The sequence below is a fragment of the Streptomyces swartbergensis genome, assembly GCF_002148965.1.
Classification (GTDB): Bacteria; Actinomycetota; Actinomycetes; order Streptomycetales; family Streptomycetaceae; genus Streptomyces; species Streptomyces swartbergensis.
In genome coordinates, this window is the sequence record NZ_NGFN01000044.1 from 1 (window position 1) to 24,706 (window position 24,706).

Below are 24,706 nucleotides of genomic sequence, written 5' to 3' on the forward strand. Positions count from 1 at the left end.
CGCCCCCTTCGCCCCGTCGCAACCACGTCCCGACCCGCTCCCTACCGACCGGTCGTGATGATTCCGTTTAGCGTCGTACCACTGGCCTGTTCGCGCCCTCGACCACTCACGGGACCCCGTGCGTTGGCCATCCCCGTCGCCCGCCGTGACATTCCGTTTGGGTTTTCGGACCGTCAACCGGGAGACTGCCCCCGTGACGTCCCGTATCCCGCGCGACTCCAGGCTTCGACTCGTCCGCCCGCGACCCCTGGCCGCAGCCCCCAGAGCGATGAACCAGCGGCGCTCGCGCCGACCCGCCCCGCGCCCCCCGGAGGGCACCCCGGCACCGGCGGAGCTGGCCAGAATGGCACGCTCAGGTCTTGCCGACGCGGCCCGCGTCGCCCGCTGGGCCGACACCGAGCTCGGCCCCGGCCGGGGCAGCGCCACCGCCGACGGCAAGGCCACCCTCTCCGCCGCGACCGCCGAACGGGCCGCCCACGAGTTGGGCCTGACCCCGGATCAGGTCAGAGCCGACTGGGACACCGCCCGTCTCGCCGGTCTCGTCGAGGTGCACGGCGACAGCGCCCGCCCCGGCTGGCGGCTGCGCGCCTGGGACCGCGACGACAGCGCCGTACTGCGCGGCTGGGTCGCCCTCTTCGACGCCTGGTCGCTCGCCTATCCGGAACCCCAGGACCACGAGCCCGCCGCCGTCGCCGAGGTCGTCTCGGCCATGCCGCAGGTGCTCTCGTTCCTCCAGCTGTCCGCCGGCCCCGTCCCCGTGGAGCAGCTCCTCGACCTCCTGGAGCAGCGCGTCACCGAACTGCGCACCGCACGCTGCGAGATCCCCTACGGCCCGCAGCCGGAGCCGCAGGCCGAACAGGCACCCACCGACGCCCCGCTCGCCCCGCTCCTCGACTGGGCCCTGCGCGCCCTCGCCTCCGTCGGCGCCCTCACCTACGGGGACGGCCAGGCCACGCTCACCCCGCTCGGCAGCTGGGCCGTCTGGGTCAAGCTGGAGCAGATCTGCGTCGCCGCGCAGAGCCCCGCCGGGAACATCGAGCAGGCCGCCGAGGACATGCTCCGCGGCTGCGCCCAGCTGCGCCCGAACGCGGCCCGCGCCGAGTACCGGGCCTGGCTCGCCGCCCGCACCGTCGGCAGCGCCGTCACCGAACTCCTGGCCGCCGCCCGCGGCGAGGACGCCCTGCTGCGCGGCCTCGCCTTCGAGGCGCTGCGCGTGGTCGGCGCCCCCGCCGAGCCGGACGTCCGCGCCGTCCTGGACGAGCCGACGCTCAGGCCGTACGCGCTGCTGTGGCTGGCCGAGCACGACGGGGCCGACCCCGAGGACGCCCACGAGGTCCTCACCCGGGAGGAGGCGACCTGGCTGTGGGTGGACACCGCGGCCGCCGTCGCCGACCACGGTGAGGCCCCGCTGCTCGTGCGCCACCTGGAGTCCGCCGTGCAGCCGACCATCCCGATGCTGCTCGACGAGGTACGGGCCGTGGGCCACCCGCGGACCGTGCAGGTCCTGGTCGCCCTCGCCGCGGCCCACCCGGACCCGGCCCTGGCCAAGGCCGTACGCCGGGCCGCGTTCCAGGTGCACACCGGAGGCAGCTAGCCGCACCCGCCGCCGCAGTGGGCCGTCAGCCCGGTATCTCGGGCGCGTACGTCCCGAAACTCCACACATTGCCCTCGAGGTCCCGGGCCATGTAGTCCCGCGAGCCGTAGTCCTGGTCCGTCGGGGGCATCAGGATCTCCACGCCGTGGTCCACGGCGCGGCGGTGGTGTGCGTCCACGTCGTCCACCACGACGTACACCCCGGTGGTGCCCGCGTCCTTCATGGCCGCGTCGAACACGCCGCCCCGGCCCTTGCTGCCGACCATCACCGCGCCGTTGCCCTGCACCAGCTCCGCGTGCAGCACGGAGCCGTCCTCGCCCTCGTACACCGACAGCTCCGTGAAGCCGAAGGCCTCCGTGAGCTGCCGGATCGCCGCTTTCGCGTCGGCATACAGCAGCGTCGGGTAGATGCTCGGGCGCCCGCCGGACGTGCCTGCCATACCGATCACTCCCTTGTGTTCGGTCGCCGGAGATCCGATGATCCGGTCCTGCTGCTCAGTCTCGCACCCGCCACTGACAACGACCCGGCGAGACGAGACCCGGCGAGACCAACCGAACACCCGCACACAGAAAAAGTGGTTGCATCGCCCCGTTAGACTGTCCCCCATGGCCTTTCTCCTCGCGCATTAGACGGCGGGAACGTCCTCAGCCGCCCATCCCGCCCCCGTATCCGCCCTGGAGTCTGTCCGTGATCTCCGCCTCCGGTATCGAGCTGCGCGCCGGTGCCCGCGTCCTCATCGAAAACGCCACCTTCCGTATCGCCAAGGGCGACCGCATCGGCCTGGTCGGCCGCAACGGCGCAGGGAAGACCACCCTCACCAAGTGCCTGGCGGGCGAGGGCATGCCCGCCGGCGGGACCATCACCCGCTCCGGCGAGGTCGGCTACCTCCCGCAGGACCCCCGCACCGGCGACCTCGACATCCTCGCCCGCGACCGCATCCTCTCCGCGCGCGGCCTCGACGTACTGATCCGCAAGATGCGCGACAACGAGCAGCGCATCGCCAACGGCCAGGGCGCCACCCGTGAGAAGGCGCTCAAGCAGTACGAGCGCCAGGAGACCGAGTTCCTCACCAAGGGCGGCTACTCCGCCGAGGCCGAGGCCGCGACCATCGCCGCCGCGCTCAACCTGCCCGACCGGGTGCTCGGCCAGCCCCTGCACACGCTCTCCGGCGGTCAGCGCCGCCGCATCGAGCTGGCCCGGATCCTGTTCTCCGACGCGGACACGCTGCTGCTCGACGAGCCGACCAACCACCTCGACGCCGACTCGATCATCTGGCTGCGCGACTACCTCAAGACCTACCGCGGCGGCTTCATCGTGATCTCCCACGACGTCGACCTGGTCGAGACGGTCGTCAACAAGGTGTTCTACCTGGACGCCAACCGCGCCCAGATCGACATCTACAACATGGGCTGGAAGCTCTACCAGCAGCAGCGCGAGGCCGACGAGAAGCGCCGCAAGCGCGAGCGGCAGAACGCCGAGAAGAAGGCCTCCGCGCTGCATTCGCAGGCCGACAAGATGCGGGCCAAGGCCACCAAGACCGTCGCCGCGCAGAACATGGCCCGCCGAGCGGACAAGCTGCTGGCCGGCCTGGAGGCCGAGCGGAAGTCCGACAAGGTCGCCAAGCTCCGCTTCCCGGAGCCCGCGCCCTGCGGCAAGACCCCGCTGATGGCCGAGGGCCTGTCGAAGTCGTACGGCTCGCTGGAGATCTTCACCGACGTCGACCTGGCCATCGACAAGGGCAGCCGCGTCGTCATCCTGGGCCTCAACGGCGCCGGCAAGACCACCCTGCTGCGGCTGCTGGGCGGTGTCGAGCAGCCCGACACGGGCGCGGTCGTCCCGGGCCACGGCCTGAAGCTCGGCTACTACGCGCAGGAGCACGAGACCCTCGACCCGGAGCGCACGGTCCTGGAGAACATGCGCTCGGCCGCCCCCGACCTGGACCTGGTGGAGGTCCGCAAGACGCTCGGCTCGTTCCTGTTCTCCGGCGACGACGTCGACAAGCCCGCCGGTGTCCTCTCCGGCGGCGAGAAGACCCGCCTGGCGCTCGCCACCCTGGTCGTGTCCTCGGCGAACGTACTGCTCCTCGACGAGCCGACCAACAACCTCGACCCGGCCAGCCGCGAGGAGATCCTCGGCGCGCTGCGCACGTACAAGGGAGCGGTCGTCCTCGTCACGCACGACGAGGGTGCCGTCGAGGCGCTCCAGCCGGAGCGGATCATCCTGCTGCCCGACGGCGTCGAGGACCTGTGGGGCGCCGACTACGCGGATCTCGTCGCCCTCGCTTGATCGAATGCGTGATCAACGGCGTATGGATCATTCGGCCTAGCGGTGATCCATCATCTGTGTGAGATCTCCTCGTACCGAGGTGTGTCCTACATCGATTTCGCGGCCGAGTCCCCGATTCTTCCGGGCTCGGCCGCGCCGCCTTTCTGACCTGGCATTTCCCGTGGCAATCCGTTCGGGCGTACGGACGCCACTCCTCGGAACTTTGTATTCCACTTGTGGGGACGCGCTCCCGTCGTCACAACCTTGTCTCACGGACCTTGCCGAATGGGTGGCCATCAGGGCCCGGAGGGGTGATCATGAGGAGACCAGAGCGCACTTCCCATGAGGAGGCACGGGTGGCCGAGACTCTGAAGAAGGGCAGCCGGGTGACCGGCGCCGCGCGCGACAAGCTCGCGGCAGACCTGAAGAAGAAGTACGACGCCGGTGCGAGCATCCGGGCGTTGGCCGAGGAGACCGGCCGCTCGTATGGCTTCGTGCACCGCATGCTCAGTGAGTCGGGCGTCACGCTGCGAGGGCGTGGCGGGGCGACGCGGGGTAAAAAGGCCACGGCCTGACCCCGGGTGGCCCCTTCGGCTTCGATGGTGGCCACCCGGTCGGTCGTCTGATCGGCCGGGTGGTTACTGTGCAGTCACTTAGCTGACCGCACGCATCGGAGGCGTCTCATGGCTTCGCCCGACAAGGACCTCGTTCCCGTACTCGACAAGGACGGCGTACGGCTCACCGTCGACGACGCGATCGCCACGGTGACGCTGACCAACCCGGCCAAGCGCAACGCGCAGAGCCCCGCTCTGTGGCGGGCGCTGACCGAGGCCGGGCGGCAGCTGCCGGGCTCCGTTCGCGTCGTGGTGCTGCGGGCCGAGGGCAAGTCCTTCTCGGCCGGTCTCGACCGGCAGGCGTTCACGCCCGAGGGCTTCGACGGGGAACCGTCGTTCATCGACCTCGCGCGTGGGAGCGACGCCGAGCTGGACGCGACCATCGCCGAGTACCAGGAGGCGTTCACCTGGTGGCGGCGCAGCGACATCGTCTCCGTCGCCGCCGTCCAGGGGCACGCCATCGGGGCGGGCTTCCAGCTCGCCCTCGCCTGCGATCTGCGCGTCGTCGCGGACGACGTGCAGTTCGCCATGCGCGAGACCAGCCTCGGACTCGTGCCCGATCTGACGGGCACGCATCCGCTGGTGGGACTCGTCGGATACGCCCGCGCGCTGGAGATCTGCGTGACCGGGCGCTTCGTCACGGCCGAGGAGGCCGTGAACACCGGGCTGGCCAACGTGGCCGTGCCCGCCGACCAACTCGACGACACGGTCCGCGACCTCGCGTCGGCCGTGCTCGCCGCGCCCCGCGACGCGGTCATCGAGACCAAGGCACTGCTGCGCGGCGCGCAGGACCGCACCTACGAGGACCAGCGCGGCGCGGAACGCCAGGCCCAGGCCCGCCGTCTGCGGGACCTCGCGGGCGTCGGGGACTGAGCCGGGCGGCTCCTGGCGGCTTCCTGGCGCCGCCAGGGGAGTCGCCGCCGGCTGAGCGGTGCCCGCGACCCACGCCGGGTGCCGCCCCTCAGCCGATCCCGCTCACCAGGACCGCCACCGTCGGGTGGTCCGACAACGACGTCCGCACCGCGGTGCGGACCTCGCGTGCCACGTCCCGGGACCGGTGGTCCTCGCGCACCGCGATCTCCAGCCGGACGTGGCGGTGCGTCAGCGCGGCCTCGCCCGGCAGTTCCTCGATGTGCACCGGGTGGCCCAGTGCGCCGGTCAGGTGAAGCACGCCCGGGACCTTGAGCGCGGCGGCCGCGACGCGGCCGGCGTCGTCGCCCTCGGCCCGCGCGGCGCGCGGCGGCTCGGGGAGAGGCGTGGCGGGCCCGGCTGGTTCCGCCTCCTCGTCCAGCAGGCCCGTCACGCGCAGATCCACCTCCGTCACCGTCAGACCGAGCCGCTGCGTCGCGGCCGTAGCCAGCGTCGCCCGCAGCAGGGAAGCCGTCGTCGGCAGCGGCTGCGAGGCCGTGGCCGCGAACTCCGCCGTCACCCGCAGCGGCCCGGGCGGCAGAGCGCTCGGCGGGGCCGGCACGGCCGGGCTCCCGGTGTCCGCCGGATCGGCGAGCGCGACACGCAGCGCTTCGAGGCGCACGCCCGGAGCGTCCCGTGCCGCGCGCCGCAGCACCGCCTCGGCTGCCCGCTCGGCGATCCACGCGCCGTCCCGCGCATCACCCAGCGGCAAGAGCTTGCCGAGGCTCAGCTGATGTCTCACTGCCTGCGTCCACCGGTCGGCCGTCATTCCTCCAGCCTGCCGCATCAGAGGCGCGTAACCACGCAACCGTGCTTACGGTGGTCGCAGGACGACAACCGAAAAGGACGAACGGCGATGACTGACATGACCGAGAACCGGGGCGGGGAGACCGAGACGGCGGCGGCACGCCGGAGCCCGTTGGCCAAGCGTGGCGGGGGAGACCCCGGCTCCCGGGGGCGTACGACCATCGCGGACGGCGTCGTGGAGAAGATCGCCGGGCTCGCCGCCCGCGATGTGGACGGCGTGCACGCCATGGGCAGCGGCCTGTCCCGCACGTTCGGAGCAGTGCGCGACCGCGTACCCGGCGGCGCCAAGGCGGTGTCCCGCGGGGTGAAGGTCGAGGTCGGCGAGGTGCAGGCCGCCATCGACCTGGAGATCGTGGTCGACTACGGCGTGTCGATCGCCGATGTGGCCCGGGACGTACGGGAGAACGTCATCACCGCCGTCGAGCGGATGACGGGCTTGGAGGTCGTCGAGGTCAACATCGCGGTGAGCGACGTGAAGCTGCCGGACGAGGAGGAAGAGGAACCGGAGCGCCGGATCCAGTGAGACACCGGCCACCGTACAACGCAGCGAATGAGGAGCTGAGGAGCGCAGCATGAACATGGCCGTCGTCGGCATGATCGCCGGCATGGCACTGGGATTCGCCGGGTACTTCGGCGGATTCGGCGCCTTCCTGCTGGTGGCGGCGCTGGGCGCCGTCGGCTTCGTCGTCGGCCGGTTCCTGGAGGGGGACATGGACTTCGGCGACTTCTTCCGTCCCCGTGAACGACGGCGGTGACGACCGTGAGCGCGGGGGCCGGTGAGCTCGACAGACCCCTGACCGTCGTCCCGCCGGGCGAGCGGGGCGCGACCCGGATCGCCGACCGGGTCGTCGCGAAGATCGCCTCCCAGGCGGCCCGCGAGGCCGTCGGGACGCTGCCGCCCGACGCCGGCCGCCCGTCCGCCACCGTCGTCGTCCACCACCAGGTCGCGCACGTCCGGGTCCACGTCGAGCTCGACTACCCCTGCGACGTCGGCGCGCGCTGCCGCCAGGTGCGCCGCCAAGTCGTCGAGCGCGTAGGCGGCCTGGCGGGAATGCAGGTGCCGGAGGTCGTCGTCCAGGTGGAGCGGCTGCACCTGGTCGCCGGGCCCGGCGCGGTACAGGGGAGGACGCGATGAGCGAACCCCGGGGCACCGAACCGTCCGAGCCCGAGGGCACCACACAGCGCCTGCCCGTCCTCGACACGTCAGAGACCGGCACCGGGCCCGACCGGTCCGCGCCGGCCGCCGAGAACGGAACGCCGCCCGTATCCGACGGCGAGGGCGGCCGCGAACGCCGCTTCTGGTCGGCACGCCGCGTCCCGGCGGGCATCGTCGCCGTGCTGCTCCTGGGACTCGCGGGGCTCTTCCTCTACGACATCGCGTCCGTGCGTGCCGACCGGCCCGTCATGAGCTGGCGCAGGGAGCTGGCCCGGCAGCTCGCCGCACGGCCCCTCGACGACATCTGGGTGCTCATCGGGGCCGGGGTCGCCGCCGCGCTCGGGCTCTGGCTGCTGCTCCTGGCCGCCACGCCCGGCCTCAGGAACGTGCTCCCGATGCGGCGTACGCACGCCGACGTACGCGCCGGACTGGACCGGGACGCCGCCGCGACCGCGTTGCGCGACCGGGCCATGGAGGTGGCCGGCGTGCAGTCGGTGCGGGTACGGGTGCGCCGGAGGCGGGCGAACGCCCGTGCCGTGTCGCACTTCCGTGAACTGGACGAGGTACGAACCGATTTGGACGCCGTGCTCACCGACGCGGTCCGCGGACTGGGACTCTCCCGGCCGCCCGCGCTGTCGGTGCGCGTCCGGCGGCCCGGCCGGAAGGAGTGACAGCGATGCTCAGGGTCGTCAACCGCGTGTTCCTCGGGCTCGTGGGCCTCGTCCTGCTGGCGCTGGGCGGCTCCGTACTGGCCGTCGGTCTCGGCGCTCCGGCACCCTCGTGGTGGATCCACGACAGCCGGCACGACGTGCTGCTGACCAACGCCGAACGCACCCGCTGGCGGGACGACGGCTGGTGGTGGCCGGTCGTCATCGCCGTCCTCGCCGTACTGATGCTGCTCGCCCTGTGGCGGCTGGTCGCGGTACTGCGCCGGCGCCGACTCGCCGAGGTCCTCGTGGACACCGGCGACGGCGAGGGCGCCCTGCTGCGCGGCCGGGCCCTGGAGAACGCCCTCACCGAGGAGGCGTCCCACATCGACGGCGTCGGCCGGGCCCACGCGCACCTGACGGGCCGCCGCAGCGCCCCCGCGGCCCAGGTACGGCTCGCACTGGAACCGCACGTGGACCCGGGCGCGGCCCTGCACGACCTGACGACCGGCGCCCTGACCCACGCCAGAACATCGGCGGGCCTTGCGTCACTGCCGGCGGAGGTACGGCTGCGGGGGGTCAAGCACCGTGCGGAGAGAGTGAGCTGACCGGCCCTGGCCGCACCCGCCGCTCAGAACCCGTGCCGCGCCCCGCCGTCCACCGGCACCATGACCCCGGTCAGATAGGAAGCCGCCGGAGACAGCAGGAACGCCGCTACCCGGCCGAACTCCTCCGGCGCCCCGTACCGCCGCAACGGAATGCGCGACTCCGAGGCCGCCCTGGTCGCCTCGGGATCCGCCGACAACGCGTCCAGCTCGCGCACGCGGTCCGTGTCGATGCGTCCGGGAAGCACCCCGACCACCCGAACCCCCCGCGGCCCCAGTTCGTCGGACAGCGACTTGGCGAACCCGGCCAGCCCCGGCCGCAGCCCGTTCGAGATCGTCAGCCCCGGAATCGGCTCGTACACCGACCCGGACAGCACGAACCCGATGACACCGCCGGCCGCCAACTCGGCCGACGCGGCGCGGGCCAGCCGCACCGCACCCAGGAACACCGACTCGAACGCCGCCTGCCACTGCTCGTCCGTGTTGTCGGCGACGAACCCGGCCGGCGGTCCGCCCACGCTGACGAGGACCCCGTCGATGCGGCCGAAGTGCTCCCGCGCGGCCCCGATCAGCCGGGCCGGCGCGTCGGGGTCGGCGTTGTCGACGGCCACCCCGACCGCGCTCGGGCCCAGCGCGGCCGCCGCCTCGGCGACGCCCTTCTCGTCCCGCCCCGAGACGACCACCTTCGCCCCGTCCGCGACGAGTTCACGCGCGGAGGCGTTGCCGAGGCCCCGGGTGGCCCCGGTGACGACGTACACCCGGTCCTTCAGTCCAAGATCCATGGTCCCTATCCTGCCCCGTCCTCCCCGAACAGGGCCAGGGTGGTGTTCACCAGGCCGATGTGGCTGAACGCCTGCGGGAAGTTGCCGAGCTGCCGGCCGGTCACCGGATCGAACTCCTCGGACAGCAGGCCGACGTCGTTGACGAGTCCCACCAGGCGCTCGAACAGCTCCCGGGCCTCCTGCGTACGACCCGTCATGTGCAAGGCGTCCGCGAGCCAGAAGGAGCACACCAGGAAGGTGCCCTCGGAGCCGGGCAGTCCGTCGATCTGCGCCTGGTCCGAGTCGGTGGTGCTGTAGCGGCGCAGGAAGCCGCCGTGGTCCAGCTCCTTGCGGACCGCGTCGATGGTGCCGAGCACTCGTGGATCGTCGGGCGGCAGGAAGCCGACGCGCGGGATGAGCAGCAGCGCGGCGTCCAGTTCGCGCGAGCCGTAGGACTGCGTGAACGTGTTGCGTTCGGGGTCGTAGCCCTTCTCGCACACCTCGCGGTGCACCTCGTCGCGCAGCGCGCGCCAGCCGTCCAGGTCGCCGTCCAGCTCCGGATGGCGCTCCAGGGTGCGTACGGCACGGTCGGCGGCGACCCACACCATCACCTTCGAGTGCACGAACTGGCGCCGCCGGCCGCGCACCTCCCACAGCCCTTCGTCCGGCTGCTGCCAGTGGGTCCGCAGAAAGTCCATCAGGGCCGTCTGCAGTGCCCACACGTCCGGCTGGGCGGACAGGCCCGAGATGCGGGCCAGCGACAGGGAGTCCATGACCTCGCCGTAGACGTCCAGCTGAAGCTGTTTCACGGCGTCGTTCCCGATGCGTACGGGGGCGGACCCGGCGAAGCCGGACAGCCACGGCAGCTCGTACTCGGGCAGCCGTCGCTCGCCCGCCAGGCCGTACATGATCTGGAGGTCCGCCGGGTCACCGGCGACCGCGCGCAACAGCCAGTTCCGCCACGCCTCGGCCTCCTCCTGGTAGCCCGCCGCCAGCAGCGCGCCCAGGGTGAGGGTGGAGTCGCGCAGCCAGCAGTAGCGGTAGTCCCAGTTGCGCACCCCGCCCGGCTCCTCGGGCAGTGAGGTGGTGGCGGCGGCGACGATGCCGCCGGTCGGGGCGTAGGTGAGCGCCTTGAGGGTGATCAGGGAGCGGACGACGGCGTCCCGGTACGGTCCGTCGTAGCGGCAGTGCGAGGCCCAGGCCCGCCAGTCCTCGACACTGTGGCGCAGCGACTCGTACGGGTCGACGAGCGGTGGGCGCGGCTCGTGGGAGGGATGCCAGGTGAGGACGAACGCGACCTTCTCGCCCTTGCGGACCGTGAACTCCGCGTGTGTTCCGAAGTCCTCGCCCCAGCTGTGCACCTCCGGCTCGCTGCGCAGCCAGGTCGAGTCGGGGCCGGCGACGGCGACGCGGTGGCCGTCGGACCGGCGTACCCAGGGGACGATCGAGCCGTAGTCGAAGCGCAGCTTGAGGACGCTGTGGAGCGTCACCTCGCCGTCCAGGCCCTCGACGACGCGCACGAGGTCGGGGGCGCGGTCGCGCTGGGGCATCAGGTCGGTGACGCGGACCGCTCCCTGCTCCGTCTCCCACTCGGTGTCCAGGACGAGGGTGTCGGGGCGGTAGGCGCGCCGGGTACACCGGTCAGCTCCCACGGGGGCGATGCGCCAGTAGCCGTTGTCCTCGTCGCCGAGCAGCTTGGCGAAGCAGGCGGCCGAGTCGAAGCGGGGCAGGCAGAGCCAGTCGACGGATCCGTCCGTGCCGACCAGGGCAGCGGTCTGTTCGTCGCCGATGAGCGCGTAGTCCTCGATGCTCGGGTGCACGGAGTGCGGGTTCCCGGCAAGTCGGTGCGGCAATCAGGGCGGGGGCCGGGGGAGTGACGTGCCTTCGGCGACCGGGGCGCCCGTGCCCGAGAAGATCACCCCCGGGTCCGACGGGGTTCTTCTACTGGTACCAACTCGCGTGGGTACCGGGCTGCGGCCTGTGCCTGCTCGCCGCGTACGCGCTGACGGATCGACACCGCTGACCCGCACTCCCCGTTGTGCGCACCCGTCGAGGTGAGGAGCCACCATGCCCGCATCAGCCCTGCCCGAATCCGGACCCGAGGTGCCGGAAATGTTCCGAAAGAGGCCGATTTTGCTGTGGACCGCCGTCTCGCTGCTCGGTGCGGTCACCTGGGGCGTCCTCGCCCTGGCGCGTGGCGAGCGGATCTCCGCGGTCTGGCTGGTGATCGCCGCGCTCGGGTCGTACGCCATCGCCTACCGCTTCTACTCCCGGTTCATCGCCCGCCGCGTCCTGGAGCCGGACGACCGCAGGGCCACCCCCGCCGAACGCATCGAGGACGGCGTCGACTACCACCCCACCGACCGCCGGACCCGAAGATCGGCTTCTTCGCCCAGCGCGCGCGGTACGCCGACGCCCTCGACGCCGGTCAGGTGCTGCCGCCCGCCAAAAACCTCGACGACATGCACACCGTGGTTACCAACTCCACGGTCGACGGTGTGCTGATCGCCCTGTTCCTGCTGCTGGTCGCGGTCGTGATCGGCAACGCCGCGGTGGTCTGCGTGCGGGCGATCCGGGCCCCGGGCTCGACTCCGGTCACCGAGGCGCCGTACGTCGAGTCCCGCCTCGACGTGCCGGACGAGCCGCTGGCGGGAGCCCGGACGTGAGGGCGTTGCGCTGGGCACGGGCGGTGCGCTGGTACGTGCGGGAACTGACGGAGGTACTGAACCGGTCGCACCGGGAGGAGTGCCGGCAAGGGCGCTGCTGCTGACGCGACCGGGGGCGGCCGGCGGGGGTCACACCGCCGCCGGCTCCGCCTCACTCGCTGCGGTTTTCCCGGCAGCCGCCTGCGCCCGGTCGCGGGCCTCGCGGCGGGCCAGGATCACCCAGCCGACCGGGACGGCGGCGGAGAACAGCCACCACTGGACGGCGTACGCGTAGTTCAGCGCCGCGTCCTCCTTGCCAGGGTCGCCGAGCAGCTCGGGGGTGTCGCCCTTGGGCTCGGGAGCCGTCTGCGCGATGTATCCGCCGAGCACCCGCGCGTCCAGGCGCCGGGCCTCCTGCTCGCTGTTGATCAGCATGATCTGCCGGTCCGGCAGGCCCTTGAGGTCCTTGATCCCGCTCGCCGCGGTCGTCTCACTCGGCATCAGCCGCCCCTTGACGGTCACCTCGCCGCCCGGCGGTGCGGGGACCTTCGGGAACGTGGTCTGGCTCGGGCCGTCCGAGGGGATCCAGCCCCGGTTGACCAGCAGGACCTTGCCGTCGTCGAGGACGAACGGGGTCAGGACGTGGTAGCCGACCTCGTCGTCGGAGTTGGTGCGGCGGCGGACGACGACCTCGTCCTCCGTGTCGAAGCGGCCCTTCGCGGTCACGGTCCGGTACCGCTCGGTGCTGGTGACGGTGTGCCCGGGCGCGGTCAGCTTCTCCACGGGTACCGGCTTCGCCGCCAGCGCGTCGGTGACCAGCTGGTTCCGGGCGGTGCGCTCCTCGTAGCGGTGCATCTGCCATATGCCCAGCCTGATCATCGTGGGGATGAGAAGCAGGGCGATCAGCGTGAGGATCACCCACTGCCGGGACATCAGGAAGCGGTACACCCCACGACCGTACAACTCGGTCGTGGGGTGTATTCAGGCGGGTACGGGTTCAGACCTTGTCGACAATTCCCACCTTTCCCTCCGCGCGGGCGCAGTGGGCACCGCAGTACCACTGGCCGTCGACCTCGACGCCCTGGCCGATGATCTGTACCCGGCAGTGCTCGCAGATCGGGGCCATGCGGTGGATCGCGCAGGCGAAGCAGTCGAAGACGTGCACCGCCCCCTGCGCATGCACCTCGAAGGTCATTCCGTACTGATTGCCACATACCTCACAGGTCGCCATGCGCCACAGGGTGAGCCGTCGCCCGGGCCCGGGCGAGCGGCCGGCGGGCGAGTCGCCCGTCAATCACCCGTCCGTACGGTCACCCCTCCGGTACCGCTCCGCCCGCGGCCGCCCCTGCGGCACCGCTCCGCGTACGGTCATCCCTCCGACGGGTCATCCCTCCGACGCCGGCTCCACATCCCCGAGGAGTTGCCCGAACGCCGCCTCGTCCACGATCGGTGTGCCGAACTGCCGGGCCTTGACCACCTTGGACGTGCCCGAGTCCGGGTCGTTCGTGACGAGCAGGCTGGTCAGCCGGGACATGCTGGTGGCCACGTGCAGCCCGGCCTCGGTCGCCCGGTCCTCCAGCAGCTCGCGCTCGGTCGAGGTGTCGCCCGAGAAGGCGACCCGCATGCCCTGCTTGAGCCGCCCGCCCGCCTCGTAGCGCCCCGGGTTGGGGTAGGGGCAGGCGGGTCGCTTCCGGGCGGGGCGCCAACTGGTCTGCCGGTAGCCGCCGTAGCCTCGCGGGCCCGCCTGCTGCCCGATGCGCGGCGTGGCGGGGCGGTCCGACCACTCCGTCAGCGGCCGGCACTCGTGCAGCGGCAGCCGTACGCCGTTCGCCGCCGCGGCCCTGAGGCTGGGCCGGAACGCCTCCGCCAGCACGCGCGCGTCGTCCAGCGCGTGGTGCGCCCGCCGCTGGACGACGCCGAAGTGCGCGGCGAGGGACTCCAGCTTGTGGTTGGGCAGCGGAAGCCCGAGCTCCTTGGAGAGCGCGATGGTGCACAGCCGCTGCCGCACGGGCGCCTCGCACTTCGCGCGCGCGTACTCCCGGGCGATCATCTGCCAGTCGAAGACGGCGTTGTGCGCGACGAGCACCCGCCCCTGAAGCCGGGTCGTGAACTCCTCGGCGATGTCCGGGAAGAGAGGCGCGCCCTCGAGCGACTCGCTCGTCAGTCCGTGGATCCACACGGGGCCGGGGTCACGCTCGGGGTTGACCATCGTGTACCAGTGGTCCTCGACCTCGCCGCGCGCGTCCAGCCGGTAGACGGCCGCGGAGATGATGCGGTCGTCCCGGGCCAGGCCCGTGGTCTCCACGTCAACGACCGCGTACCCCTTGGGATACGCGGCCGGCCACGACGTGGGAGAGAACGTCGCGGTCGTCAGGTCTTCCAGCATGGTTCCTGAGGATACGGGCCACGACTGACACCGCCGTGCGTCAGGTGCGCAACCTCCGCTCTTCCGATGCCCCCTCAGGCGTCTTGTCCGGTCTGTCCGTTCGTGAGGCGTACGTCTGATCGACCCTCAGTCGCCCGGCCGGACGGCCTCGCCGGATTGGTGGAGATCACCAAGAAGCAAGCGCGTACCGTCGGTAATACTTGTCGGTAACAACGTCTAGTCGGAGCAGAGCGGCGGTCCTACGGTTCAGGCATGCCGAACCTGCCCGATGTCGTGCTGTGGTCGATACCCGCCTTTGTGCTGCTCACCGTGGTCGAGATGGTGAGCTACCGAATCCACCCCGACGAGGACGCGGCGGGCTACGAGGCGAAGGACGCCGCGACGAGCATCGGCATGGGGCTCGGCAGCCTCGCCTTCGACTTCCTCTGGAAGATCCCGATCGTCGCCCTCTACACGGCCCTCTACGAACTCACGCCCCTGCGTGTGCCCGTGCTGTGGTGGACCGTCCCGCTGATGCTGCTCGCGCAGGACTTCTTCTACTACTGGTCCCACCGCGGCCACCACGTCATCCGCATCCTGTGGGCCTGCCACGTGGTCCACCACTCCAGCCGGAAGTTCAACTTCACCACCGCGCTGCGCCAGCCCTGGACGTCCCTGACCGTGTGGCCGTTCTACGTGCCCCTCATCGCCGCCGGAGTGCACCCGGCCGCGCTCGCGTTCTGCTCCTCCGCGAACCTCGTGTACCAGTTCTGGATCCACACCGAGCGGATCGACAAGATGCCCCGGTGGTTCGAGTTCGTCTTCAACACCCCGTCGCACCACCGTGTCCACCACGCCTCTCAAGGCGGTTATCTGGACCGCAACTTCGGCGGCATCCTCATCGTCTGGGACCGGCTGTTCGGATCCTTCGTCGCCGAGACCGTGCGGCCCGTGTACGGACTGACCAAGAACATCAACACGTACAACCTGCTCAAGGTGGCGACGCACGAGTACGTGTCCATCGCGAAGGACCTGAAGGCGGCGCGCGACTGGCGCGAGCGCGCGGGCCGCGTGTTCCGGGGGCCGGGGTGGGGGCCTGCGCCGGCTGCGGCACCGGTGTCCCCTACCGGTACGACTGCTGAGAGCACGTCGGCGTGAGCCACTCCCGGTTCTTCCTCGGCGCCTTCGGTCTCGCCGTCGTCGTCGACCTCGGCTCCCTCGTGGCCGGCTTCGACGCCGGGCACGTCGTCGCCAAGCCGCTGCTGATGCCGCTCCTGGCGCTCTGGGCCGTCCTGCGCCGGGCGCCCCGGCCGCTCGTGGCCGCCCTGCTGTTCGGCTGGGGCGGTGACGTGCTGCTGCTGTCCGACGCCGAGCCGGCCTTCCTCGCCGGCATGGGCTGCTTCGCGGCGGGACACGTCTGCTACCTCGTCCTCTTCCGGACGCACGGCAGCCGGTACGCGGTCCCACGCGCGCGTGCGGGCCTGCTCGCCCTGGGCTACGCCACCGCCCTGGTCACGACCGTCGCGCTGCTGTGGCCGGACCTGCCCGCGGACCTGCGCCTGCCCGTCGCCGGGTACAGCCTCCTGCTCACGGCCATGGCGTACAGAGCCGCCATCCGGCTCGGCCTGTTCACCGGGCTCGGCGGCGCGCTCTTCCTGCTCTCCGACACGCTCATCGCCACCGGCGTGGCCGACTGGCCGCAGCCGCCCGTGCCGGACTTCTGGATCATGCTCACGTACATCGCCGCACAGGCCCTCCTCGCCGGCGGCACGATCGAGGCGCTCAACGCGCGCAGGGCGCCGGCCGCGACGTACGGAGAGATGCGCGCCGCCTGAGGCCGGCTCATCGGCGGACGGGGAGCGCCACCCATGGATGGGGGAACGTCACCAGCGGATTCGGGAGCGTCACCAGCGGATGGGCACCGGAAGGGCCGTCAGCAGTCCGGACGCGGCGACCACCAGGCCCAGCGCGACCACCTCCGCCCGCGCCGGCGCACAGGCGGTCAGTGGGTCGGCCGCCCGGCGCAGCCGCTGCCGTGCCCACAGGGCCAGGGCGGCGACGGCGGCCACGAGGAGCACCTTGGCGAGCAGGGCGCGCCCGTACGCCGTCGCCGTCAGTTGCTCCAGGACCGTCTCCGGCGGCATCCGGCGCAGTGAACTCCACACGCCCGTCGCGGTGATGGCGGCGAGCAGAACGGCCGCCACGCGCGCGTAGAGACCCAGCAGGGCAGCGCCCGCCTCCCTGCCGTACCGGCCGCGCCACAGCCGAAGGGTCCGCAGCGCGTGCGGCAGACCGCCCACCCACAGCGCCGCACAGGTCAGGTGGACGAGGGTCAGCCCGGAGCCGGTCAGCGGGGTGTGCTCGGTCGCGGGATGCGCGCGCAGGGCCTCGGCGACGACCACGGCGGCCAGCGGCCACAGCTGCGTGGCCGGCCGGCGGGACACGGCACACAGCCCCGCCACGAGGAACGCGTTGACCTCCAGCAGGGCGAGCTTGCCGTCCCGGGACGCGTAGAGCCCGCCCGCGTCGATGTCCGACAGGCCGTCAGGGACGAGGTTGCCCGTGGCCACGACCGAGGCGAGCCCGAGGGCGGCGACAAACCCGGCGGCGGCCGCGGGCGGTGACCAGCTGCGGGGCACGACCGGATGGCCGGCGGCCCTCTCCGTGCCCGGCACGGAACGCGCCAGCCGGTTCACTGACAGCTCGCCGATCGGTACGCACAGGGCCGCGAACAGCACGGTGCGCAGCAGGGCTATGCCGCCGGCGCCGGGCACGGAGGCCTCCCCGGAGCCGTGCAGCGCGGTGGACGGGCCCAGCAGCGGGATCAGCGCGGCCAGTGCCACCAGCACCAGGACGGCGACGGGTCTTGTCAAGGTCACCCCGAGATCTTCACCAGCCTTCACATGGCTGGCAAATCCGCGAGAACGGACTCAGGCGACCTTCGACGCGGCCGACCACCACAACCGGACTTCCTTGCGCACGTCCGTCGGCCGCAACTCCCAACCCTGCGCGAGCGCGACCTCGGCGACGTACCAGCCGCCTACGCCGCGGTAGGCCCGCAGCGGTATCGCGCACTCCGCCGGTGGCCGCGGCTTGTTCGGTTCGACCGGAGCCGAGGCCCGGGCGGTCCGCTTCGCGACCGCCTTGTCCACGCGCGCCTTGTAGTACTCGGCATCTCCCTCATGCCGCAGCTCCGGCCAGGACACGCACCAGGAGGCCAGGCGCGCGACCCGGTTCACCGTCACCTCCATGGCGCGGAGATAGCCGCGTTCGAGGGTGTTGCTGAACGCCGTGATCACCTCGGCGAACATGCCGACGACGAGAAACGTGGCCACCACCGCCGTCCACAGCACACACACCACCGGAAACCACACCACGCTCCCGGCGAACCGCAGGGCCAACTCCCATCTCGGCCGGACCGGTCGAGCTGTCCAGGTCGAGCAATCCACGTACACGTCCATGACAAGGAATCCTGCCGCAGACATGAAGCGGGCCGGGCAGGTGTCCCCGCCCGGCCCGGACTACCTCCACACGAGCTCTACTTGGTCACCGCGTCCAGCGCGTCCGCGATGCCCCAGCCGTAGAAGCCGTTGCGGTTCTTCGAGCCCTCGCACACCGCGTCGACCTTGCCGTCGGCGTCGATGTCGTAGGGGTCCGTGCACGCCTTGGCGTCGGCCTGCGCGTACAGCAGGGCCTTCACCAGGGCCGGAGAGGCGTAGGGGTGCGTCGACTTGATGAGGGCGGCGACGCCCGCGACGTGCGGGGACGCCATCGACGTACCGGCCATGTAGCCCCACTTGCCGCCCGGCAGCGTGCCCAGGATCAGCCCGCTCGTGGCCGGCGGCTCCGGCTTCTGGTAGGCGGTCGAGTCGCCGCCCGGGGCGGCTATGTCGGCGACGCCGAGACCGTAGTTGGAGAAGGACGACTTGATGCCCTTCGCGCCCGTCGAGGCGACCGTGACGACGCCCGGCAGCTGGGTCGGTATGTCGAGGCACTTCGACGGGTCGACGACCCGCTCGCCCGGCGTGGAGTCGTTCGGCGACGACGGGTCGGTGATCTCGTCGGCCGCGAGGTCGTAGTTCTCGTTGCCGGCCGCCGCGACGTTGACCGCGCCCTTCTTCTCCGCGTACCGCGACGCCCGCGTGACCGCGTCCAGCAGCGCCTTCTGGTCCGGGTCGTTCTTGCAGTTGAAGTACCAGGGGTCGGTGTAATAGCTGTTGTTCGTCACGTCGACGCCGTGCTCGGCCGCCCACACGAAGCCGCAGACCACGGCCTCCGTGTAGAAGAAGCCGTCCGGGTTGGACACCTTGATGCCGGAGACCTTCACCCCGGGCGCGACACCGGTCATGCCGACGCCGTTCTTCGCGGCGGCGATCTCACCCGCCACGTGCGTCCCGTGCGGGCTCTCCGAGGCGCCCGGCCGCCAGGCCCCGTCGGACGTGTCCGGCTTGCCCGACACGCAGTTGACCGACGCGCCGCGGTCGAAGTTGGGCGCGATGTCGGGGTGGGTGTCGTCGACGCCGGTGTCGATCACGGCGACCGTGACCTTCTCGCTGCCCAGCGACTTCTCGTGCGCCTTGTCCGCCTTGATGGCGGGCAGGTCCCACTGGAGGGACTCCAGCGGGTCCTGCCCGGGTGCCGCCTCCGCCTTGGCGACCTCGGCCGCGCTCAGCGCCTTCGGCGTGCCCAGGTCGGCCGTCACCGCGGTGGGCAGCGGCGCGGTGCGGGTGGCGCCGGCCGACTGCACGCCGCGCACCTTGCGGATCGTCTTGGCGAAGTCGGGGTCGGAGGAGTGGACGACGATGACGCCTATCTGGTCGTACGACGTCACGATCGTGCCGCCGGCCTTGCCGACGGCCTTCTTCACGTACGCCGAAGTGCCGTGACCCGGCTTGACGTTGACGACGTAGCTGAGCGAGGTCGCGTTGGCCGAGACCGCCGCGGGCGCCTCGTCGGCGGCCGTGGCCGTGGTGTTCGGCAGGAACGCGAGGGCCGTGGCCATGGCCATCCCGGCCGGGATCGCGACGGCGCGGCGGTAGCGCGCGTGCGGCGCTGTCATGGTGTCTCCAGTTCGTTCGCGGTACGAGCGGGCTGTGCGGAGGTCCGGGAAGCGCGCGTCACTTGACCGCGCGCAGCGCGTTGACGATGCCGTACCCGTAGAAGCCATTGACGCGCTTGCCGCCCTCGCACACCGCGTCCTGCTTGCCGTCACCGTCCTGGTCGTACGACTCGGGGCAGGCGGTCCGGTCGGCCTGCGCCTTCATCAGGGCCTGGAGCTGGGCCGGGGACGCCCAGGGGTGCTTGGACTTCAGCAGCGCGGCCACACCGGAGGCGTGCGGGGAGGCCATCGAGGTGCCCTGGAGGAAGGCCCACGCGCCGTTCGGCATGGTGGACAGGATGCGGCCGTCCTTCGAGGGCGTGTCCGGTATCTGGTAACGCCGGTCACCGCCCGGCGCCGCGACGTCGACGACGCCCTCGCCGTACGTCGAGTAGTACGACTTGACGCTGTTGACGCCGGTCGCACTGACGGTGACGACGCCCGGCAGCTGGGTCGGTATGTCGAAGCACTCGTGCGGGTCGATGGTGCGCTCGACGGGCGTGGTGTCGTTCGGGCTGGAGGCGTCGACGATCGCGTCCGCGTCCAGGTCGTGGTTGGAGTTGCCCGCCGCGGCGACGTTGAGCGTGCCCTTCTTCTGCGCGTACAGCTGCGCCCTGTTGACCGCGTCGACGACGGCTCGCTGGTCCGGATCGTCCATGCAGTTGTACAGCCACGGATCGACGTAGTAGCTGTTGTTCGTGATCTCGACGCCGTGGTCGGCGGCGAACACGAAGGCGCACACCACGCTCTCCGGGTAGAAGAGACCGTTCGCCCGGTCGGTCACGTTGATGCTGGAGACCTTCACACCGGGTGCGACGCCCGCCACGCCGATTCCGTTGCGCGCGGCGGCGATCTCACCGGCCACGTGCGTGCCGTGGTAGTCCTCCGGGGTGTACGGCCGCCAGGCGCCCTGGCTGGTGTCGGGCTTGCCGCCGGCGCAGTTGGCGGACTGGGACGCGGAGAAGTTCGGGGCGATGTCGGGGTGGGTGTCGTCCACGCCGGTGTCGATCACGGCGACGGTCACCTTGCTGCTGCCCGGGTTGATCTTCGCGGCCTTGTCGGCGCCGATCGCGCGCAGATCCCACTGGTCGGCCTCGAGGGGCTCGCTCTCGGGCGTCTTCGCCGAGGCGGCCTCCGTGCGCTTGGCCTGGGCGGCCGTCAGGTACTCGACCGCGCCCTCCTCCTTGGTCCCCGCGGCGGTCAGCGGTGCCGTCCGCGTCGCACCCGCCGACTGGACCCCACGCACCGTGCGGACGGTCTTGGCGAAGTCGGGGTTCGAGGAGTGGACGACGATCACGCCGATTCGCTCGTACGTGGCCACGACCGTGCCGCCGACCGCGCCGATCGCCTTCTCCACCGACGCGATCGTGCGACGGTCCACCTTGGTGTTGACGACGTACGCGAGCGTCGGCGCGTCCGCCGTCCGCGCGGCCGACTCGGCGCGCGGGGCCGCCGACGCGGCAGCGGGCAGGAAGCCCAGCGAGGCCGTCAGTGACAGAACGACGGGCACGGCGAGGGCGAGCCGGCGTCTGGAAAGCAGATGAGRCATGGGGTCTCCACATCCTCCGGAAACGAAACCGGCCCGAAGCACAGGTGGTGCTCGGGCAGGTACATGACGAGGTGGTGCAGGGTGAAGCTATCCCGCGCTCTCGCTGGCCAGCAACGTTTTGCCGAAACGACTTCGGAAAGAACGCCGGGCGGTTGAACCGGTTCTCGCGTGCCGCCGTGACGTTGGACAAGGAGCGCGAGGACACTCGCCTCCGTCCCCGATCAAAACCGCTTCCGTCATCGCGAGGAGACGCTCCGTGGCCACCGACGCACCGCCCCCCTCGAAAGAGCAACACAAACTCCCCTCACCCGAGGAGTTCACCGAGGTGCAGGAGAGCGCGGAGTTCGGTGAACTGCGCCGCTCCTACCGCTCCTTCGCCTTCCCGCTGACCGTCGCCTTCATCGCCTGGTACCTGCTGTACGTCCTGCTGTCGAACTACGCGGGCGGCTTCATGGGCACCAAGCTGTTCGGCAACATCAACGTCGCCCTCGTCTTCGGCGTCGCCCAGTTCGTCACCACGTTCCTCATCGCCTGGTGGTACTCCAAGCACGCCGCCGCGAACCTCGACCCCAAGGCCGAGGCCATCAAGTCCCGGATGGAGGGCGGCGCATGAGCCCCGCACAGCAGACCCTGATCGCCGCGAACGAGGCCAGCGAGCACCGCCCGCTGATCATCACCCTGTTCGCGCTGTTCGTCCTGGCCACACTCGGCATCACCATCTGGGCGGGCCGCCAGACCAAGGACGCCGCCGACTTCTACGCGGGCGGACGCCAGTTCAGCGCCTTCCAGAACGGCCTCGCCGTCTCCGGCGACTACATGTCCGCCGCGTCGTTCCTCGGCATCGCGGGCGCGATCGCCATCTTCGGCTACGACGGCTTCCTGTACTCCATCGGCTTCCTGGTCGCCTGGCTGGTCGCCCTGCTCCTGGTGGCCGAGCCGCTGCGCAACTCGGGCCGCTACACCATGGGCGACGTGCTCGCGTACCGCATGCGCCAGCGCCCGGTCCGTACCGCGGCCGGTACGTCCACGATCGTCGTGTCGATCTTCTACCTGCTGGCCCAGATGGCCGGCGCGGGCGTCCTCGTCTCGCTGCTGCTCGGCATCACCTCCGACGCCGGCAAGATCCTCATCGTCGCCCTCGTCGGCCTCCTGATGGTCGTGTACGTCTCCATCGGCGGTATGAAGGGCACCACCTGGGTCCAGATGGTCAAGGCCGTGCTGCTCATCGGCGGCACCCTCCTGATCACCTTCCTGGTGCTGCTGAAGTTCAACTTCAACATCTCCGACCTGCTCGGCACGGCCGCCGAGAAGAGCGGCAAGGGCGCCGCCTTCCTGGAGCCCGGCCTCCAGTACGGCGCGACCGGCACCTCCAAGCTGGACTTCATCTCCCTCGGCATCGCCCTGGTGCTCGGCACCGCCGGCCTGCCGCACATCCTGATCCGCTTCTACACCGTGCCCGACGCCAAGGCCGCCCGTAAGTCCGTGAACTGGGCCATCGGCATCATCGGCGGCTTCTACCTGATGACGATCGCGCTCGGCTTCGGCGCCGCCGCGCTCATCTCGCAGGAAGAGATCATCGCGTCCAACCCGTCCGGCAACACGGCGGCACCCCTGCTCGCCCTGCACCTCGGCGGCGTCGACTCGACCTGGGGCGCGATCCTGCTCGCCACGATCTCGGCGGTGGCCTTCGCGACGATCCTCGCCGTCGTCGCCGGCCTCACCCTCGCCTCGTCGTCGTCCTTCGCGCACGACATCTACGCCAACGTCATCCGCAAGGGGAAGGCCTCAGGTGCCGAGGAGGTCCGCGCGGCCCGCTGGGCGACCGTCTTCATCGGCGTCGTCTCCATCGGCCTGGGCGCCCTCGCCCGCGACCTGAACGTGGCCGGTCTGGTCGCGCTCGCCTTCGCGGTCGCGGCCTCCGCCAACCTGCCGACGATCCTCTACAGCCTGTTCTGGAAGCGGTTCACCACCCAGGGCGCCCTGTGGTCGATCTACGGCGGTCTGATCGTCGCCGTCGGCCTGGTGCTGTTCTCGCCCGTCGTCTCCGGCGACCCCAAGGCGATGTTCCCCGAGGTCGACTTCGCCTGGTTCCCGCTGAAGAACCCGGGCATCATCTCCATCCCGTTCGGCTTCCTCATGGGCTGGCTCGGCACGGTCCTGTCCAAGGAAGAGCCGGACGTCAAGAAGTTCGCCGAGCTGGAGGTCCGGTCCCTGACCGGCACCGGAGCCCACTGAGCACGAACCCTCTCGCGCGGCCGCGTCGTAGGAACCTCCAGGTCCCTGCGGCGCGGCCGCGTCCCGCGTCGTGGGATCGGGCCTGTGGTGATGTCAGTGGCGTCACGTAGGCTCGCAGGTGCCGGGGAAAACATGGCTCCGGGCATGATCCGCGTCGAGGGAGGGGGCCCACGTGCTCATCGACACCTACGGCCGGGTGGCCACCGACCTGAGGGTCTCGCTGACCGACCGGTGTAATCTGCGCTGCACGTACTGCATGCCCGAGGAGGGTCTGCAGTGGCTGGCCAAGCCGGACCTGCTCACGGACGACGAGATCGTCCGCCTGATACACATCGCGGTCACCTCCCTCGGCATCGAGGAAGTCCGCTTCACCGGCGGCGAGCCCCTGCTGCGCCCCGGCCTGGTCGGCATCGTCGAGCGCGTCGCGGCCCTGGAGCCGCGCCCCCAGATGTCGCTCACGACCAACGGCATCGGCCTCAAGCGCACGGCGGCCGCCCTCAAGGCGGCGGGCCTGGACCGGGTCAACGTCTCCCTCGACACACTCCGCCCGGATGTCTTCAAGACCCTCACCCGCCGCGACCGCCACAAGGACGTCATCGAGGGGCTGCACGCCGCGCGCGACTCGGGCCTCACGCCGGTCAAGGTCAACTCCGTCCTCATGCCGGGCCTCAACGACGACGAGGCCCCCGACCTCCTCGCCTGGGCCGTGGAGCACGACTACGAGCTGCGCTTCATCGAGCAGATGCCCCTGGACGCCCAGCACGGCTGGAAGCGCGACGGCATGATCACGGCCGGCGACATCCTGACGTCCCTGCGCACGCGCTTCGACCTGACCGCCGAGGGCGAGGAGGCACGCGGCTCGGCCCCGGCGGAGCGCTGGCTGGTCGACGGCGGCCCGCATGTCGTCGGCGTGATCGCCTCGGTCACCCGCCCGTTCTGCGCGGCCTGCGACCGCACCCGCCTCACGGCCGACGGCCAGATACGCACGTGCCTGTTCGCCCAGGAGGAGACCGACCTCCGCGCCGCCCTCCGCTCGGACGCCCCGGACGAGGAGATCGCCCGCATCTGGCGCCTGGCCATGTGGGGCAAGAAGGCAGGAGCGGGCCTGGACGACCCCACCTTTGTCCAGCCGGACCGGCCTATGTCGGCGATCGGTGGCTAGCTAGGGGCTCTGCGAGGACTCCCACTCCTTCAGCAGAACCACGTCCTTCAAGAACCCCCGCACCCCGAGGAACTGCGACAGATGCTCGCGATGCTCCTCGCACGCCAGCCACGTCTTGCGCCGCTCCGGCGTATGGATCTTCGGGTTGTTCCACGCCAGCACCCACACGGCATCCGCACGGCAGCCCTTCGCGGAACAGATGGGCGTCTCGTCACTCACAGCTTTGTCTCACCACTGCACACAGAAAAGGCGACGCCGAGCAGCCACGGGGGGAGCTGCCCGGCGTCGGTCCGT

27 protein-coding genes and 1 pseudogene are annotated in these 24,706 nt (G+C 71.2%); 16 read left to right on the forward strand and 12 right to left on the reverse strand.

All coding sequences use genetic code 11. The features are described 5' to 3' along the window. Positions 1-193 precede the first annotated feature (193 nt). Positions 194-1,594 (forward strand): hypothetical protein, encoded by a 1,401-nt coding sequence (locus CA983_RS10250; protein ID WP_208636930.1) that lies wholly within the window; start codon positions 194-196, stop codon positions 1,592-1,594. A 25-nt stretch (positions 1,595-1,619) separates the two neighbouring features. On the opposite strand, the gene CA983_RS10255 is transcribed toward CA983_RS10250, so the two are convergent. Beyond that, positions 1,620-2,033: a VOC family protein gene (locus CA983_RS10255; RefSeq protein ID WP_086600567.1), complete on the reverse strand. Its 414-nt coding sequence runs from the start codon at positions 2,031-2,033 to the stop codon at positions 1,620-1,622. Positions 2,034-2,281: 248 nt separating this feature from the next. Between CA983_RS10255 and CA983_RS10260 the strand changes: the two genes are divergently transcribed. From CA983_RS10260 to CA983_RS10270, 3 genes are all read left to right on the forward strand, one after another. After that, positions 2,282-3,880, forward strand: a complete 1,599-nt coding sequence (locus tag CA983_RS10260) for an ABC-F family ATP-binding cassette domain-containing protein (RefSeq protein WP_086600568.1) — start codon at positions 2,282-2,284, stop codon at positions 3,878-3,880. Positions 3,881-4,215: 335 nt separating this feature from the next. Then, entirely contained in the window at positions 4,216-4,434 is a 219-nt protein-coding gene (locus tag CA983_RS10265; protein ID WP_010037790.1) for a helix-turn-helix domain-containing protein, read from the forward strand. 108 nt (positions 4,435-4,542) lie between these two features. Beyond that, positions 4,543-5,346 (forward strand): enoyl-CoA hydratase/isomerase family protein, encoded by an 804-nt coding sequence (locus CA983_RS10270; RefSeq protein WP_086600569.1) that lies wholly within the window; start codon positions 4,543-4,545, stop codon positions 5,344-5,346. An 88-nt stretch (positions 5,347-5,434) separates the two neighbouring features. On the opposite strand, the gene CA983_RS10275 is transcribed toward CA983_RS10270, so the two are convergent. Next, a complete protein-coding gene (locus tag CA983_RS10275; RefSeq protein ID WP_086600570.1) occupies positions 5,435-6,151 on the reverse strand; it encodes a nucleopolyhedrovirus P10 family protein in 717 nt (238 codons plus the stop codon). Between the two features lie 87 nt (positions 6,152-6,238). Between CA983_RS10275 and CA983_RS10280 the strand changes: the two genes are divergently transcribed. The 5 genes from CA983_RS10280 to amaP are packed head-to-tail and all read left to right on the forward strand — an operon-like array spanning position 6,239 to position 8,600. Next, positions 6,239-6,712, forward strand: a complete 474-nt coding sequence (locus CA983_RS10280) for an Asp23/Gls24 family envelope stress response protein (protein WP_086600571.1) — start codon at positions 6,239-6,241, stop codon at positions 6,710-6,712. A gap of 49 nt (positions 6,713-6,761) precedes the next feature. Further along, positions 6,762-6,944: a hypothetical protein gene (locus CA983_RS10285; RefSeq protein ID WP_086600572.1), complete on the forward strand. Its 183-nt coding sequence runs from the start codon at positions 6,762-6,764 to the stop codon at positions 6,942-6,944. Next, entirely contained in the window at positions 6,941-7,324 is a 384-nt protein-coding gene (locus CA983_RS10290; protein WP_086600573.1) for a hypothetical protein, read from the forward strand. Before CA983_RS10285 ends, CA983_RS10290 begins: the two co-directional genes overlap by 4 nt. Next, positions 7,321-8,016 carry a DUF6286 domain-containing protein gene (locus tag CA983_RS10295; protein WP_086600574.1) on the forward strand — a complete coding sequence of 232 codons (696 nt, stop codon included), beginning with the start codon at positions 7,321-7,323 and terminating at the stop codon, positions 8,014-8,016. The genes CA983_RS10290 and CA983_RS10295 overlap by 4 nt, the downstream gene beginning before the upstream one ends. A 5-nt stretch (positions 8,017-8,021) precedes the next feature. After that, positions 8,022-8,600 (forward strand): alkaline shock response membrane anchor protein AmaP, encoded by a 579-nt coding sequence (gene amaP / locus CA983_RS10300; protein WP_425276440.1) that lies wholly within the window; start codon positions 8,022-8,024, stop codon positions 8,598-8,600. A 23-nt stretch (positions 8,601-8,623) separates the two neighbouring features. Here the strand turns inward: amaP and CA983_RS10305 are convergent, their stop codons facing one another. Together CA983_RS10305 and CA983_RS10310 are read right to left on the reverse strand one after the other, a co-directional pair. Then, the gene (locus tag CA983_RS10305) at positions 8,624-9,379 is read right to left on the reverse strand and encodes an SDR family oxidoreductase (protein WP_086600576.1); all 756 of its coding nucleotides are present in this window, start codon (positions 9,377-9,379) and stop codon (positions 8,624-8,626) included. 5 nt (positions 9,380-9,384) lie between these two features. After that, the gene (locus CA983_RS10310) at positions 9,385-11,178 is read right to left on the reverse strand and encodes a glycoside hydrolase family 15 protein (protein ID WP_086600577.1); all 1,794 of its coding nucleotides are present in this window, start codon (positions 11,176-11,178) and stop codon (positions 9,385-9,387) included. A gap of 247 nt (positions 11,179-11,425) precedes the next feature. Here CA983_RS10310 and CA983_RS10315 point away from each other — a divergent pair. Further along, positions 11,426-11,728: pseudogene (locus CA983_RS10315) on the forward strand (carbon starvation CstA family protein); the annotation flags it as partial. Between the two features lie 92 nt (positions 11,729-11,820). Next, on the forward strand, positions 11,821-12,024 hold the full coding sequence (locus CA983_RS10320; RefSeq protein ID WP_244206776.1) for a hypothetical protein: 204 nt from the start codon (positions 11,821-11,823) through the stop codon (positions 12,022-12,024). A gap of 129 nt (positions 12,025-12,153) precedes the next feature. On the opposite strand, the gene CA983_RS10325 is transcribed toward CA983_RS10320, so the two are convergent. From CA983_RS10325 to CA983_RS10335, 3 genes are all read right to left on the reverse strand, one after another. Next, the gene (locus tag CA983_RS10325; RefSeq protein WP_086600578.1) at positions 12,154-12,951 is read right to left on the reverse strand and encodes an SURF1 family cytochrome oxidase biogenesis protein; all 798 of its coding nucleotides are present in this window, start codon (positions 12,949-12,951) and stop codon (positions 12,154-12,156) included. 49 nt (positions 12,952-13,000) lie between these two features. Beyond that, positions 13,001-13,234, reverse strand: coding sequence for a hypothetical protein (locus CA983_RS10330; protein ID WP_078945499.1), 234 nt, complete (start codon positions 13,232-13,234; stop codon positions 13,001-13,003). Positions 13,235-13,387: 153 nt separating this feature from the next. After that, positions 13,388-14,389 carry a DEDDh family exonuclease gene (locus tag CA983_RS10335; RefSeq protein WP_086600579.1) on the reverse strand — a complete coding sequence of 334 codons (1,002 nt, stop codon included), beginning with the start codon at positions 14,387-14,389 and terminating at the stop codon, positions 13,388-13,390. A 252-nt stretch (positions 14,390-14,641) separates the two neighbouring features. On the opposite strand from CA983_RS10335, the gene CA983_RS10340 reads away from it, so the two are divergent. After that, complete coding sequence (locus CA983_RS10340) at positions 14,642-15,526, forward strand: sterol desaturase family protein (protein WP_086600580.1); 885 nt, start codon at positions 14,642-14,644, stop codon at positions 15,524-15,526. Next, the gene (locus tag CA983_RS10345) at positions 15,523-16,203 is read left to right on the forward strand and encodes a lysoplasmalogenase (RefSeq protein ID WP_086600581.1); all 681 of its coding nucleotides are present in this window, start codon (positions 15,523-15,525) and stop codon (positions 16,201-16,203) included. The genes CA983_RS10340 and CA983_RS10345 overlap by 4 nt, the downstream gene beginning before the upstream one ends. Positions 16,204-16,272: 69 nt before the next feature. On the opposite strand, the gene CA983_RS10350 is transcribed toward CA983_RS10345, so the two are convergent. The 4 genes from CA983_RS10350 to CA983_RS10365 form a co-directional block, all read right to left on the reverse strand. Continuing rightward, positions 16,273-17,247 carry a CopD family protein gene (locus CA983_RS10350; protein WP_107500219.1) on the reverse strand — a complete coding sequence of 325 codons (975 nt, stop codon included), beginning with the start codon at positions 17,245-17,247 and terminating at the stop codon, positions 16,273-16,275. 51 nt (positions 17,248-17,298) lie between these two features. Continuing rightward, positions 17,299-17,829 carry a hypothetical protein gene (locus CA983_RS10355; protein WP_086600583.1) on the reverse strand — a complete coding sequence of 177 codons (531 nt, stop codon included), beginning with the start codon at positions 17,827-17,829 and terminating at the stop codon, positions 17,299-17,301. A gap of 77 nt (positions 17,830-17,906) precedes the next feature. After that, positions 17,907-19,427 (reverse strand): S8 family peptidase, encoded by a 1,521-nt coding sequence (locus tag CA983_RS10360; RefSeq protein ID WP_086600584.1) that lies wholly within the window; start codon positions 19,425-19,427, stop codon positions 17,907-17,909. Between the two features lie 58 nt (positions 19,428-19,485). Next, positions 19,486-21,015: a S8 family serine peptidase gene (locus CA983_RS10365; protein ID WP_086600585.1), complete on the reverse strand. Its 1,530-nt coding sequence runs from the start codon at positions 21,013-21,015 to the stop codon at positions 19,486-19,488. Between the two features lie 256 nt (positions 21,016-21,271). Here CA983_RS10365 and CA983_RS10370 point away from each other — a divergent pair, with 256 nt between their 5' ends. From CA983_RS10370 to moaA, 3 genes are all read left to right on the forward strand, one after another. Next, entirely contained in the window at positions 21,272-21,628 is a 357-nt protein-coding gene (locus CA983_RS10370; RefSeq protein WP_086600586.1) for a DUF485 domain-containing protein, read from the forward strand. Beyond that, entirely contained in the window at positions 21,625-23,250 is a 1,626-nt protein-coding gene (locus CA983_RS10375) for a solute symporter family protein (RefSeq protein WP_086600587.1), read from the forward strand. The genes CA983_RS10370 and CA983_RS10375 overlap by 4 nt, the downstream gene beginning before the upstream one ends. A gap of 172 nt (positions 23,251-23,422) precedes the next feature. Then, entirely contained in the window at positions 23,423-24,412 is a 990-nt protein-coding gene (moaA, locus tag CA983_RS10380) for a GTP 3',8-cyclase MoaA (protein WP_086600588.1), read from the forward strand. Here moaA and CA983_RS10385 read toward each other — a convergent pair whose 3' ends face one another. Further along, positions 24,413-24,631, reverse strand: coding sequence for a hypothetical protein (locus CA983_RS10385; protein WP_086600589.1), 219 nt, complete (start codon positions 24,629-24,631; stop codon positions 24,413-24,415). Between the last annotated feature and the right edge of the window lie 75 nt (positions 24,632-24,706).